Raw genomic sequence first — 13,348 nt, forward strand, 5'->3', positions numbered from 1 at the left:
GGGGCAAGCCCCCTCCCACATTGGCTCGCTTTAACCTTACAGACCGGTCCAGGCCTGGACGAACGCTGTCAGGTCTTCCTTCGGCGCAGTGCGCGGCGGGTTCTGTGGGGTGCCCAGGTAGAGAAAGCCAATCACTTCCTCGCCAGCTGCCAATCCCAGGCCTTTGGCGACGTGGGCCGAGTAGGACAATTCACCCGTGCGCCACACCGCGCCAATCCCTTGGGCATAAGCCGCCAGCAGAATGCCATGGGCCGCGCAGGCGGCTGCCAGCAATTGTTCGGATTTGGGCACCTTGAAGTGCTCCTGCAGGCGAGCAATCACCACCACCACCAGTGGCGCACGCAGCGGGCCGTTCTGGGCCTTGTCGATCACGGCTTGCGGGGCATCGGCATCGTGCAGGCGGGCGGCTTCGGCCAACAGTGTGCCCATCTGCTCACGGGCGGCACCTTCCACGGTGAGGAAACGCCACGGGCGCAACTGGCCGTGGTCGGGCGCACGCATGGCGGCGGCGAACAGCACGTCGCGCTGCTCCTGGGTCGGTGCCGGTTCGAGCAAACGCGGCACGGAAACACGGTTGAGCAAAGCGTCGAGAGCCTGCATTGGCCACCTCCTGAAAAAAATGTGCGGTCATTCTAGCGGAATGAATCGGCAGGCCACCAAACGATAATTGCTCTTATTCAAACCGCCCCGCCCTGTTAGACTTTGCGACCACCTTTTTCGCCCCCGTTCAGGAAACTCGATGTTCCGTTCGCTACTTCACCTGTGCGCAGCATTGATGGCCCTGGGCCTGACCGCCTGCGACGACGCCCCTCGGTTTACCCAGGCCGAGCCGGGTGAAGCGCGCGCCGGCGGTGCCACAACGGTGAACAAGCGTGACCAGAATGCGTTTTCCCTGCCCTCGGCCAACCTGGCGCCCACCCGCCGCCTGGACTTCAGCGTCGGCAACAGTTTCTTTCGCAGCCCCTGGGTGATCGCGCCCTCCACCACCACCGCACGGGACGGCCTGGGCCCGCTTTTCAATACCAACGCCTGCCAGAACTGCCATATCAAGGACGGCCGCGGCCATCCACCGCTGGCCGACGCGCCCAATGCCGTGTCGATGCTGGTCCGCCTGTCGATCGCCCCGCCTGTTACCGAAAAGGAGCCTTACGCCAAACTCATCGAGCAACTTGGCGTAGTGCCAGAGCCGGTGTACGGCGGGCAATTGCAGGACATGGCCGTGCCTGGCGTGGCCCCGGAAGGCAAGGTGCGGGTCGATTACACACCGGTCAACGTCCGGTTCAAGGACGGTACGGTGGTGGAGTTGCGCAAGCCCGACCTGCAGATCACCCAGCTCGGCTATGGCCCGATGCACCCTGACACACGTTTTTCTGCGCGCATCGCTCCGCCGATGATCGGCCTGGGGCTGCTCGAAGCCATCAGCGATGCCGACATCCTGCGCAACACCGACCCGAAGACGGCGGACAGCGAAGCCATCATCGGCAAGGCGAATCAGGTGTGGGACGACGCCGAGCAAAAAACCGTGCTCGGGCGGTTCGGCTGGAAAGCCGGGCAACCCAACCTCAATCAACAAAATGTTCACGCGTTCTCTGGTGATATGGGCCTCACCACCTCCTTGAGACCCTTCGATGACTGCACCGACGCCCAGGTCGCCTGCAAACAGGCCCCCAACGGCAACGGCCCCAATGGCGAGCCGGAAGTCAGCGACAACATCCTGCGCCTGGTGCTGTTCTATACGCGCAACCTCGCCGTGCCGCTGCGCCGTGACGTCAACGCGCCGCAGGTGCTGGCCGGCAAGAACCTGTTCTACCAGGCCGGCTGCCAGGGCTGTCACAAGCCGACATTCACCACGGCCACCAACGCCGCCGAACCTGAACTGGCCAACCAGGTGATCCGCCCCTACAGCGATTTGCTGCTGCATGACATGGGCGAAGGGCTGGCCGACAACCGTACCGAATTCAAGGCCGGTGGCCGCGACTGGCGTACCCCGCCGTTGTGGGGCATCGGCCTGACGCAAGCCGTCAGTGGTCACACCCAGTTCCTGCATGACGGCCGCGCCCGCAACCTGCTCGAAGCCGTGCTCTGGCATGGCGGGCAAGCACAAGCGGCGCAGCAGCATGTGTTGTCATTCAATGCCGAGCAGCGCGCCGCGTTGCTGGCGTTCCTGAATTCTCTATAAGCTTTGCCCCAATTACAGAAGGGAGCTCGACATGTTCCGTCCCAAGTTGTTGTTCACCAGCCTGGCCGCCCTCGCCCTCGGCGCCTGCTCGCCCCAGGACCCGCAAGCGGTGACCTCGGCGGCCATCGCCAAGCAAGTCATCCTGCCGACCTACAGCCGTTGGGTTGAAGCCGACCGCCAACTGGCCGTGAGCGCCCTGGCCTACTGCCAGGGCAAGGAAAGCCTGGACACCGCCCGCGCCGACTTCCTCCACGCGCAAAAAGCCTGGGCCGAGCTGCAACCGCTGCTGATCGGCCCGCTGGCCGAGGGCAACCGTGCCTGGCAGGTGCAGTTCTGGCCGGACAAGAAGAACCTGGTAGGCCGCCAGGTCGAGCAACTGGTTGCCAGCCAGCCACAGATCGACGGCGCCGCCCTCGCCAAATCCAGCGTGGTGGTGCAAGGCCTGTCGGCCTACGAATATATCCTCTACGACGCCAAGCCTGACGTTGCCGACGCAGCCCAGAAAGCCCGGTACTGCCCGCTGCTGATCGCCATCGGCGAGCGCCAGAAAGCCCTGGCCGAAGAGATCCTGGCCAGCTGGAACAGCACCGATGGCATGCTGGCGCAGATGACCAAGTTCCCGAACCAGCGCTATGCCGATTCCCACGAAGCCATCGCTGACCTGCTGCGCGTGCAAGTGACCGCTCTGGACACCCTGAAGAAAAAACTCGGCACGCCGATGGGCCGCCAGACCAAGGGCATCCCGCAACCGTTCCAGGCCGATGCCTGGCGCAGCCAGTCGTCCCTGCAAAGCCTGGAAGCCAGCCTCGCGGCGGCCCAGACCGTTTGGGTGGGCGTGGACAACAAAGGCTTGCGCGGCCTGCTGCCGGCCGATCAGAAAGCCCTGGCCGAGAAGATCGACGCCGCGTACGCCGCGTCGCTGAAACTGTTCGCCAGCAACCAGCGTTCCCTCAACGAACTGTTGAACGATGACGCCGGGCGCCAGCAACTCAACGATCTCTACGACAGCCTCAACGTGGTCCATCGCCTGCATGAAGGCGAGCTGGCCAAGGCGCTGGGGATCCAACTGGGCTTCAATGCCAACGACGGTGACTGATGATGCTCAGGCGACAGGCTTTGGCGATTGGCAGCGTGCTGCTCAGCGCACTCACGCTGGGTGGCTGGACGCTGTCCAAAGGTAATGGCGCTTCACAAACCAAGCATGGCCCGTTGCTGCTGTCGGCGCGCGATGATGCCGACGGCAAGCACTACGCCGTAGGTTATCGCCTGGACGGCAAGCAGGTGTTCGCCACCCAGGTCGGCCAGCGCTGCCACGACATCATCAACCACCCGACGCTGCCGATTGCGCTGTTCGTCGCCCGTCGTCCGGGCACCGAGAGTTACCTGGTCGACCTGCGTGATGGCGCGCTGCTGCAAACCATTACCTCCAACGCCAACCGCCACTTCTATGGACACGCCGTGATCCACAAAGACGGTGAATGGCTGTACGCCACCGAGAACGACACGTCCGACCCCGGCCGTGGTTTGCTCGGGGTGTACCGGTTCGAAGGCGAGCGGCTGGTGCACAGCGGGGAACTGTCGACCCATGGCATCGGCCCGCATCAGGTGTCATGGATGCCCGATGGCGAAACCCTGGTGGTGGCCAACGGCGGCATTCGCACCGAGGCCGAAAGCCGCGTGGAGATGAACCTCAATGCCATGGAACCGAGCCTGGTGCTGATGCACCGCGACGGCAGCCTGATCAGCAAGGAAACCCTGGGCCAGCAGATGAACAGCGTGCGCCACATGGGGATCGCCAGCGATGGCACCATCCTCACCGGGCAGCAGTTCATGGGGCCGTCCCAGGAGCGTTCCGAGTTGCTCGCGATCAAGCGGCCGGGCCAGCCGTTCGTGGCCTTCCCGGTGGCCGATGAGCAGTTGCAGGCGATGGGTCACTACACCGCCAGCGTTGCGGTGCACAGTGAGCTGCGGCTGGTGGCGCTGACAGCGCCGCGCGGCAACCGGTTCTTTATCTGGGACATGGACAGCGGCGAACTGCGCCTGGATGGGCCCTTGCCAGACTGTGCCGGTGTGGGCGCGGTGGCCGATGGGTTTGTCGTGACGTCAGGCCAGGGACGCTGCCGGTTCTACGATTGCCGCCAGGAAAAATTGCTCGCGCAGCCGCTGGAATTGCCGGCGGGTTTTTGGGATAACCACCTGCATCTGGTCTGATTCCCGATTGCAAAAAAAAGGGCCTCGCATCGCAAGGCCCTTTCCGGGGGTTTCAATCGTTTCAACTTTGCGGCCTCATCGCCTGAGACATCCCGAACATGAACAAAAGCAGCTCATGATCGGGTTTGGCCGCCACACTGACCTTGGCGACACGGGGCAGCAGGCATTGCCCACCGCCCTGCACCGCACTGAGTACCTGTGTGCGAGGCTGTTCCCAGGCGGCCAGGGCCAGGGCTGCAACGCCCAGTGCCCCAACCAGGAACAAACCTCGTGCTATTTCTAGCTTCATCTGCTTAAACCCTTGATAGCGCTGCCAAACGCCGTCTCGTAAAAGTAGCTGAGTTTTTTCCAGTCGGTATCGTTCCACGACGAATGGCGGCGCAATTGCAGCATGTCATGGGAGGCGGCCCGATAAGCGGTCAGACGCTGACGGCATTTTTCAAAGTCCAGCAGTGCCACCTCCACGTTCACCGCATCAGCCTCGCCGGTAACCCGTACGAAGATATGCTTGATGTACAGGCAACCATGCTGCCAGCGCCCCTTGTGCATGCGCGCCAGGGTGCCGGCCAGTTCCTTGAGCACGCGCTCATGCACCTCTTCACCGTATTGCTCACGGCCGCCGGCGGCGTACCAGTTTTCAATCTCGTCGAAACCGTCCAGCGAAGCGGTGACCAGCAAGGCCTTCCACTGATGCTCCGGGTCGCGCCGCGCCTCGCAGAACACCAACTCCGGCACGCGTACATCCAGCAAGCGCAGGCCCTTGAGGGCATCGCGCTCACGCAACACGGTCGGACGTCCGAACGGATGCAACCAGCTGCGGTAGATGTGTCCGGTCTGACGCTTGCAATAGAGCAAGCGCCCATTGGGACTGACCACCCGCTGCACGCCACTCTCACCGCCACGCCGACGATTGGGCTCTTCAACCCATTCACCCTGCTGGCGCCAGAAAAAATCAAATCGTTCTTCGGGAGCTACATGACTGCCTACTACGCACTCAACTGCCATCCTGTTACCTCTTACGCAATACATAAACTCGCCACATGGCGTAGAGCGGCATGAAGTCCAGAGACTCCTGAACTCGGAAACCGGCCTGCTCAAACTCTGCCTCGACAGTAGCAGCCGGTAACACAAACCGGTTTTGGTAACCTTCTTGCTCACCTTTCTTACGACGACGCACTTCGGCGCGCTTACGCTTCCAGGCCTTGAAATTGCCATCCACCCAGAGCGAGATAATCACGCTGTCGCGGGTAACACGTTGAAACTCACGCAGTATTGTCATTCTGTGCGCAGGGTCACCGATGTGGTGCATCAAGCGCATGCAGAAAATACTGTCGACCGAATTATCTGGCAGATCGATATCAAAGGCGGAGGTCTGCAAAGGGCGTACCCGTTTCACCACTTCCGCCGGTTGCGCCACCGTAGCGACTTTCAACATCGATGCCGAATTGTCGGCCCCGATAATCACGCGGTTGGGTTTCTCGGCCAACAACGGCCAGAACCGACCGGCGCCACACGGCAGGTCGAGCACCAGGCCCGGCTCACCGGCCATGGCCAGCGCACCGCGCGCCAGTTGCTCGTCGCGCTTGTGGGACAACCGGCGAGCCAGATTGTCCTGATGCTTGAGCAAATATTGCTGCGCGTGTTGATCGTCGTACTTTTCTGAAAATTCCAACTTGATCGGGGAAGGCATCTTACGTCTCCGGTAACTGATGCCTACAACCCTATGCAGCGAACTGTGATGAACAAGTCAACTGATTGTGAAAAACTTGTCCTGTCTAATCTCATACATTTCAAGACTTTACAGAAACATTCAGTAGCACCGGGCCATCTTCGCTGAAAAGAACGCAACGTGCAGCAGCAAACTGACAGACTGAACGGTCAGGTTTTGACCCGGCCCAGTTCGACATGAAAACGGCAGCCATTGGGCTCCATGGTGCTCAACGTCACGCTCCAGCCCTGGCTTTCACAGATACGCTGCACCAGCGACAAACCGAGCCCCAAGCCGTCGCCGCGCTTCTCGCTGCCGCGCACGAACGGCTCGAACATCGCCTCACGCTTGTCTTCAGGAATGCCCACACCGGAGTCCTCCACCACAAAGCCGCTCGGCTCCAGGGTGAGGCGGATGAAGCCCTGCTCGGTGTAATGCAGTGCATTGCGCAACAGGTTGCCCATTACGGCGTGCAGGAAGGTGGTGTTATAGCGCGTGTCCAGCGGGTTGCCAGGGCAATAGATCAACGCCAGGCCCTTCTGCTCGATGGGCCCGCGCCAGATCCCGAGCAGGTCCTCGGCGACCTGTGTCAGGTTGACCTGGGCCGACATGGCGGCGTCGTCATGCTTGGCGCGGGCCAGCATCAGGAAAGTCTGTACCAGTTCGCGCATTTCTTCACAGGCCCGGGCGATACGCAGGACCTGGTTGCGACCCCGTTGATCGATAGCCGGGTTCTCCAGCAACAGCTCGCAGGAACTGGCCAGCACCATCAGCGGTGTGCGCAGTTCATGGCTTACGTCGCTGGTAAACAGCTGTTCGCGAGACAGCGCCTGGCGCAGGCGACCCAGCGTGGCATCGAACGCCACCGCCAACTCGCCCACTTCGTCGGCCGCATAATCGGGTGCCAATGGCGGTGCAAGTCCCAGCAGTTGATCGCGATGGCGCACCTGACGCGCCAGCCGTACCACCGGCGCCATCACCTTGCGCGCCAGCACCCAGCCGAGAAACACCGCCAACGCCAGGCTGAGCACGAAGCCCACCAGCACTACGGCAAACAGCACGCGCTCGCGCTCTTCGAAATCGCTCTGGTCCTGCAGCAGCACATAGCGCCGGCCATCGATCACTTCGACCATGGCGTGGTACGACAGCGACTCGCGAAACACTTCATGAAAGCCTGGGTCCAGATGGCGCAAGTCCTTGGGCAGCTCGAAATCGCCGGGGCCACCGCTGAAATAGAACAGCTGGTCAGGCTCGGGGCGGTGTCGCCAGTCCTCCATGCTGTCCATCAACAGCAGGCGTTGCAGATCGCCGCCCAGGCCCGCCGAAATCAGCTTCTCTTCCACCAGGTGCACCGTCGCGACGATGCCCATGGCGAAGGCCCCCGCCACCAACGCGCTCATCAACGCAAAGGCGATGATGATCCGTTGGGCAAGGCTTTGCTTAAACTCCATCACGGCCCTCGGCCAGGCGATAACCCACACCGTGCACCGTTTGCAGCAGCGGCTTGGCGAAGGGCTTGTCGATCACTTGGCGCAATTGGTGAACGTGGCTGCGCAGGCTGTCGCTGTCCGGGCAATCGTCGCCCCACAAGGCTTCTTCGAGGATTTCGCGGCGCAATACGTGCGGGCTTTTCTGCATCAACACCGCCAGCAGCTTCAGGCCGACCGGGTTGAGTTTGAGCAGGCGCCCTTCGCGCGTGACCTCCAGGGTATCGAGGTCGTAGTTCAGGTCGCCCACCTGCAAGGCACGACGCCCGCCACCCTGGGCACGGCGCAGCACCGCTTCGATACGCGCGGCCAGTTCGGACAAGGCAAACGGCTTGAGCAGGTAATCATCGGCCCCGGACTTGAAGCCCTGCAGCCGGTCGTCCAGCTGGTCGCGGGCGGTGAGCATGATCACCGGCGTGTCGCGGCGCGCGTCTTCGCGCAGGCGTTTGCACAGGGTGTAGCCATCGATGCCCGGCAGCATGATGTCGAGCACGATCAAGTCGTAGTGCTCGGTAGCGGCCAGGTGCAGGCCCGACAAACCGTCCTGCGCACAGTCCACTGTGTAGCCTTTTAGCCCCAGGTAGTCGGCCAGGTTGGCCAGAATATCGCGGTTGTCTTCAACCAGTAAAATTCGCATGGGCAGTGTCTCCGTACGCGGTAACGGCCGTGTTGGCTCGCGCAGCTTAAGGCCAAGTGTCGCTCAGGGATAGACCCGCAGGGCCCGTCGATAAAGGTTTTCAACTGATTATTCAGCTGAACGAGTTTTTCACTATAGCTTCACAAACTGACTACAGTGTCAGCGTGAAGATCGCCCCCATTGATAAAAGGACATTGGACATGGGTTTTCCAAAAACCGCGCCTATGCGCTATTTGCTGTTGATAACCGGCACCTGGCTGGTTGTGTTCCTGCTCACCCGCAGCGTGCTGCTCATCACTCACCTGGATGAGGTGAGCGGCAACCTGCTGCCGGTGTTCGGCGTGGGGTTGCTCTACGACCTCGGTTTCCTGGCCTATGCGGCGCTGCCGCTGGGGCTGTACCTGTTGCTGTGCCCGCCTGCCCTGTGGCGCCGCCGCGGTCACCGCTGGTTCCTGCAAGGGCTGCTTACGGTAAGCCTGTTCGCGATGCTGTTCACCTCGGTGGCCGAATGGCTGTTCTGGGATGAATTCGGCGTGCGCTTCAACTTTATCGCCGTGGATTACCTGGTGTATTCCGACGAGGTGTTGAACAACCTGTTGGAGTCCTACCCCATCGGCAAGCTCCTCAGCCTGCTGGCGATGCTCGCGCTGATCCTCAGCGTGGTACTGCGCAAGCCTTTCAACGCGGCAATCGCCGCGCCTTTGCCGGTGCTGCGTGGCCGCTTGGTGAGTGCCCTGGCGTTGCTGGTGGTCGCCGGCCTCAGTCTGCAGTTGATCAGCCAGGACAGCCCGCGCACCCAAGGCGGCAACGCGTACAACAACGAGCTGGCCAGCAATGGCCCTTATCAGTTCTTTGCCGCGTTCCGTAACAACGAACTGGACTACACACAGTTCTATAAAAGTCTGCCAACCGAGGTGGTCGCGAAGCAACTGCGCGCCGAACTCAGTGAGCCTAATGCGCGCTTCGTCGACCAGGACCCACTGGATATCCGCCGCGCCATCACCAACCCCGGCACGCTGCGCAAACCCAATATCGTGCTGGTCACCATCGAGAGCTTCAGCGCCAAATACATGGGCAGCAACGGCGATGAGCGCAACCTCACGCCCAACCTCGATGCGCTGCGCAAACAGAGCCTGTTCTTCAATAACTTCTACGCCACCGGTACGCGTACCGACCGAGGCCTGGAAGCCATCACCCTGGCGATTCCCCCGACGCCCGGGCGCTCGATCGTCAAGCGCATCGGCCGCGAAAGCGGTTTCGCCAGCCTGGGCCAGCAGCTCTCCGCGATTGGCTACGACAGCGTGTTCGTCTACGGCGGGCGCGGCTATTTCGACAACATGAACGCGTTTTTCAGCGGCAATGGCTACCGCGTCGTCGACCAGAGCAGCGTGCCCGAAGCGGAAATCTCGTTCAAAAATGCCTGGGGCATGGCCGACGAGGACCTCTACAAACAAACCCTGAAACTGGCCGACGCCGACTACGCCAAGCAGCAGCCGTTCCTGCTGCAATTGATGACCACCTCCAACCACCGTCCCTACACCTACCCGGACGGGCGTATTGATATCAAATCCGGCAAGGGCCGCGACGGCGCGGTGAAATACACCGACTACGCCATCGGCCAGTTCCTCGACGCCGCGCGCCAGAAGCCCTGGTTCGATAACACGATCTTCGTATTCGTCGCCGACCACACCGCCGGCAGCGCAGGCAAGGAAGACCTGCCCATCACCAACTACCAGATACCGCTGTTCATCTATGCACCCAAGCTGATCGACGCCCGAGAAAACGCGCAACTGGCCAGCCAGATCGACCTGGCGCCCACGCTGCTGGGCCTGATCAACCTGAGCTACGAATCAACGTTCTTTGGCCGCAACCTGCTGCAGGACAATCCGCTGCCACCGCGGGTGGTGGTCGGCAACTACCAGCACCTGGGCCTGTTTGACGGGACCAACCTGGCGATCCTCAGCCCGCGCAAAGGCCTGCGTCGCCATGACCAGGCGCTGGGTGACAGCCAGGAACTGCGCGTGGGCAGCGATGACCCGTTGATCCAACGGGCCATCACTTACTACCAGGCCGCCAGCTATGGCTACAAACAACAACTGCTGAGCTGGAGAGCCCCCAAGGAAGAGGCCCCAGCCCTGAGCACACGCTAATCAAAAAAGTCCCGTACAGGTGAGTACGGGACTTTTTTTGCCAAGGTTCGTCATGAATCCCCCCGCCTCTCTTCCCGTTTCAAAACCGCTGAATTTCTGGCTGTGTCTGGGCCTGCCTGCCGGCGCTGCACTGGCCTTGCTGCTGCTGCAGCTGACCTCGCTGGACATGGACCTGGCCAAGCGTTTCTACGACGCCGAGCAGGGCGGTTTCATCGGCCGCTACAGCTTTTTTCTCGAAGACATCCTGCATGACCGGGCCAAGCAACTGGTGATCCTGTTCTCGGTACTGGCGATCCTCGGGCTGGTCGGCAGTTTCATCCTGCAGCGACTCAAGCCTTATCGCCGCGAGCTGGTGTGCCTGGTGCTTTCCCTGGGATTGGCGACGGCCTATGTGGCGCCATTGAAAACCGTCACCGCCGTGCAATGCCCGTGGAGCCTCAAGGAATTCGGCGGCCAGGAGACCTACAGCGAACTGCTCAGCCCTCGCCCGCCTACCGACAAGCCTGGGCGCTGCTGGCCGGGCGGGCATGCGGCGACCGGGTTTGCCTTGTTCGCCTGGTTCTTTGCACTGCGCGATCGCCGGCCACGCATGGCGCGCAACGCCTTTATCTTTGCGGTGGCCTTGGGCAGCGTCTTTTCCGTCAGCCGCATGCTGCAAGGGGCGCACTTTTTTTCCCACAATGTGTGGACGGCAATCTTCTGCTGGTTGATCTGCCTGGGCCTGTATTGCCTGCTGCTGTACCGGCCATTGAGGACCGCTTCTCCCGTTTGACGGCTTGCGCAGCGCCCATAAAAAACCCCGCCTGCATCGCTGCAGGCGGGGTTTTTCAGTAGCCGGGTAAGGCTGGCTTACATCATGCCGCCCATGCCACCCATGCCGCCCATGTCTGGCATACCGCCGCCAGCTGCGCCTTCAGCCTTCGGCTTGTCAGCGATAGCAGCTTCGGTAGTCAGGATCAGGCCACCGATGGAGGCTGCCGCCTGCAGCGCGGAACGGGTCACCTTGGTTGGGTCCAGGATGCCCATTTCGATCATGTCGCCGTACACGCCAGTCGCAGCGTTGTAACCGTAGTTACCTTTGCCGTTCTTGACTTCGTTGACCACAACGCTTGGCTCGTCGCCGGAGTTGGCAGCGATCTGGCGCAGCGGTGCTTCAACGGCACGACGCAGTACAGCGATACCGACGTTCTGGTCAGCGTTGTCGCCGGTCAGATTGGTCAGGGCTTCCAGAGCACGGATCAGCGCAACGCCACCGCCAGGTACCACGCCTTCTTCAACGGCTGCACGGGTTGCGTGCAGGGCGTCTTCAACGCGGGCCTTCTTCTCTTTCATTTCAACTTCGGAACCAGCGCCAACCTTGATCACTGCAACGCCGCCGGACAGCTTGGCCAGACGCTCTTGCAGTTTTTCACGGTCGTAGTCCGAGGAAGTCTCGGCAACCTGGGCACGGATCTGAGCGATACGCGATTCGATGTCGCCTTCAACGCCAGCACCGTCAACGATGATGGTGTTTTCCTTGGAGATGGTCACGCGCTTGGCGCTACCCAGGTTTTCCAGGGTGGCGCTTTCCAGGCTCAGGCCGATCTCTTCGGAGATAACGGTACCGCCGGTCAATACGGCGATGTCCTGCAGCATGGCCTTGCGACGGTCGCCGAAGCCTGGAGCCTTGACGGCTGCGACTTTGACGATGCCACGCATGTTGTTCACAACCAGCGTCGCCAGAGCTTCGCCTTCAACGTCTTCGGAAACGATCAGCAATGGACGGCCGGCTTTGGCAACGGCTTCCAGTACTGGCAGCATTTCGCGGATGTTGGAGATCTTCTTGTCGACCAGCAGGATCAGCGGGCTGTCCAGCTCGGCAACCATGGTGTCTGGCTTGTTGACGAAGTACGGGGACAGGTAGCCACGGTCGAACTGCATGCCTTCTACAACCGACAGTTCGTTTTCCAGGCCCGAGCCTTCTTCAACGGTGATCACGCCTTCTTTACCGACTTTTTCCATGGCTTCGGCAATGATGTCGCCGATGGAGCTGTCGGAGTTGGCGGAGATGGTACCTACCTGAGCGATAGCCTTGGTGTCAGCGCATGGCTTGGACAGGTTTTTCAGCTCGGCAACGATGGCGATAGTCGCCTTGTCGATACCGCGCTTGAGGTCCATCGGGTTCATGCCGGCAGCGACGGCCTTGTAGCCTTCGTTGACGATGGCCTGAGCCAGAACGGTAGCGGTGGTGGTGCCGTCGCCAGCGTCATCGTTGGCACGGGAGGCAACGTCTTTGACCAGCTGCGCGCCCATGTTTTCGAAACGGTCTTCCAGTTCGATTTCTTTGGCTACGGAAACGCCGTCCTTGGTGATGGTCGGAGCGCCGAAGCTCTTCTCGATGATCACGTTACGGCCTTTCGGGCCCAGGGTCGCTTTTACTGCGTCAGCCAGGACGTTGACACCGGTGAGCATTTTCTTGCGGGCGGAGTCGCCGAATTTAACTTCTTTAGCAGCCATGATCGATATTCCTTAAATACTTTGGAGTAAACGGGAAAATGAGCGGGAATCAGTCTTCCAGTACGGCGAGAATTTCGTTCTCAGCCATTACCAGCAAGTCTTCGCCGTCGACTTTCACAGTGTTGCTGCCGGAGTAAGGGCCGAAAACAACCTTGTCACCCACTTTCACGGCCAGCGCACGTACTTCACCGTTTTCCAGGGCCTTGCCTGGGCCTGCAGCCAGAATCACACCGTGGTTGGCTTTTTCAGCAGCCGAACCTGGCAGGACGATGCCGCCAGCGGTTTTCTTTTCTTCTTCACTGCGACGGATGACGACGCGGTCATGCAGAGGACGAAGCTTCATTGTCGATCTCTCCTAATTGTGTTTTTCATCGGCCGGTATCAATTCCGGCGGGTTAAATTCCGGCGGTGCCGGTCGCGGTTCGCTGGGCGAGCCGCGGAAGTCTGTCTAGTGTCACCACCAGAAACCTTGCGGTGACC

Annotated in this window: 13 protein-coding genes; 5 read left to right on the forward strand and 8 right to left on the reverse strand. The window is 61.1% G+C overall.

What is annotated here, in order from left to right; translation table 11 throughout:
- Nucleotides 1–36: 36 nt before the first annotated feature.
- Complete coding sequence (locus SC318_RS21235; protein ID WP_320428338.1) at nucleotides 37–600, reverse strand: NAD(P)H nitroreductase; 564 nt, start codon at nucleotides 598–600, stop codon at nucleotides 37–39.
- 139 nt (nucleotides 601–739) lie between these two features.
- On the opposite strand from SC318_RS21235, the gene SC318_RS21240 reads away from it, so the two are divergent.
- The 3 genes from SC318_RS21240 to SC318_RS21250 are packed head-to-tail and all read left to right on the forward strand — an operon-like array spanning nucleotide 740 to nucleotide 4,390.
- A complete protein-coding gene (locus tag SC318_RS21240) occupies nucleotides 740–2,179 on the forward strand; it encodes a di-heme oxidoreductase family protein (protein WP_320428339.1) in 1,440 nt (479 codons plus the stop codon).
- Nucleotides 2,180–2,210: 31 nt separating this feature from the next.
- Nucleotides 2,211–3,275 (forward strand): imelysin family protein, encoded by a 1,065-nt coding sequence (locus SC318_RS21245; protein WP_320428340.1) that lies wholly within the window; start codon nucleotides 2,211–2,213, stop codon nucleotides 3,273–3,275.
- A 2-nt stretch (nucleotides 3,276–3,277) separates the two neighbouring features.
- A complete protein-coding gene (locus SC318_RS21250; RefSeq protein ID WP_320431275.1) occupies nucleotides 3,278–4,390 on the forward strand; it encodes a DUF1513 domain-containing protein in 1,113 nt (370 codons plus the stop codon).
- Between the two features lie 61 nt (nucleotides 4,391–4,451).
- Here the strand turns inward: SC318_RS21250 and SC318_RS21255 are convergent, their stop codons facing one another.
- The 5 genes from SC318_RS21255 to colR form a co-directional block, all read right to left on the reverse strand.
- Nucleotides 4,452–4,679, reverse strand: coding sequence for a hypothetical protein (locus SC318_RS21255; protein WP_320428341.1), 228 nt, complete (start codon nucleotides 4,677–4,679; stop codon nucleotides 4,452–4,454).
- Entirely contained in the window at nucleotides 4,676–5,395 is a 720-nt protein-coding gene (locus SC318_RS21260; RefSeq protein WP_320428342.1) for a lipopolysaccharide kinase InaA family protein, read from the reverse strand. Before SC318_RS21260 ends, SC318_RS21255 begins: the two co-directional genes overlap by 4 nt.
- A 4-nt stretch (nucleotides 5,396–5,399) precedes the next feature.
- Nucleotides 5,400–6,080 (reverse strand): class I SAM-dependent methyltransferase, encoded by a 681-nt coding sequence (locus tag SC318_RS21265; protein WP_124359667.1) that lies wholly within the window; start codon nucleotides 6,078–6,080, stop codon nucleotides 5,400–5,402.
- Nucleotides 6,081–6,268: 188 nt separating this feature from the next.
- Nucleotides 6,269–7,549 (reverse strand): sensor histidine kinase, encoded by a 1,281-nt coding sequence (locus SC318_RS21270; RefSeq protein ID WP_320428343.1) that lies wholly within the window; start codon nucleotides 7,547–7,549, stop codon nucleotides 6,269–6,271.
- Nucleotides 7,539–8,222, reverse strand: a complete 684-nt coding sequence (gene colR, locus SC318_RS21275; protein WP_003208587.1) for a two-component system response regulator ColR — start codon at nucleotides 8,220–8,222, stop codon at nucleotides 7,539–7,541. The genes SC318_RS21270 and colR overlap by 11 nt, the downstream gene beginning before the upstream one ends.
- Before the next feature lie 200 nt (nucleotides 8,223–8,422).
- Here colR and SC318_RS21280 point away from each other — a divergent pair, with 200 nt between their 5' ends.
- Nucleotides 8,423–10,372 (forward strand): LTA synthase family protein, encoded by a 1,950-nt coding sequence (locus SC318_RS21280; protein WP_320428344.1) that lies wholly within the window; start codon nucleotides 8,423–8,425, stop codon nucleotides 10,370–10,372.
- A 52-nt stretch (nucleotides 10,373–10,424) separates the two neighbouring features.
- Complete coding sequence (locus SC318_RS21285) at nucleotides 10,425–11,144, forward strand: phosphatase PAP2 family protein (RefSeq protein ID WP_320428345.1); 720 nt, start codon at nucleotides 10,425–10,427, stop codon at nucleotides 11,142–11,144.
- 77 nt (nucleotides 11,145–11,221) lie between these two features.
- On the opposite strand, the gene groL is transcribed toward SC318_RS21285, so the two are convergent.
- Together groL and SC318_RS21295 are read right to left on the reverse strand one after the other, a co-directional pair.
- The gene (groL, locus tag SC318_RS21290) at nucleotides 11,222–12,868 is read right to left on the reverse strand and encodes a chaperonin GroEL (protein ID WP_320428346.1); all 1,647 of its coding nucleotides are present in this window, start codon (nucleotides 12,866–12,868) and stop codon (nucleotides 11,222–11,224) included.
- Nucleotides 12,869–12,917: 49 nt separating this feature from the next.
- Complete coding sequence (locus SC318_RS21295) at nucleotides 12,918–13,211, reverse strand: co-chaperone GroES (RefSeq protein WP_320428347.1); 294 nt, start codon at nucleotides 13,209–13,211, stop codon at nucleotides 12,918–12,920.
- Between the last annotated feature and the right edge of the window lie 137 nt (nucleotides 13,212–13,348).

It is taken from the genome of Pseudomonas sp. MUP55, from assembly GCF_034043515.1.
In the GTDB taxonomy this organism is placed as follows: Bacteria; Pseudomonadota; Gammaproteobacteria; order Pseudomonadales; family Pseudomonadaceae; genus Aquipseudomonas.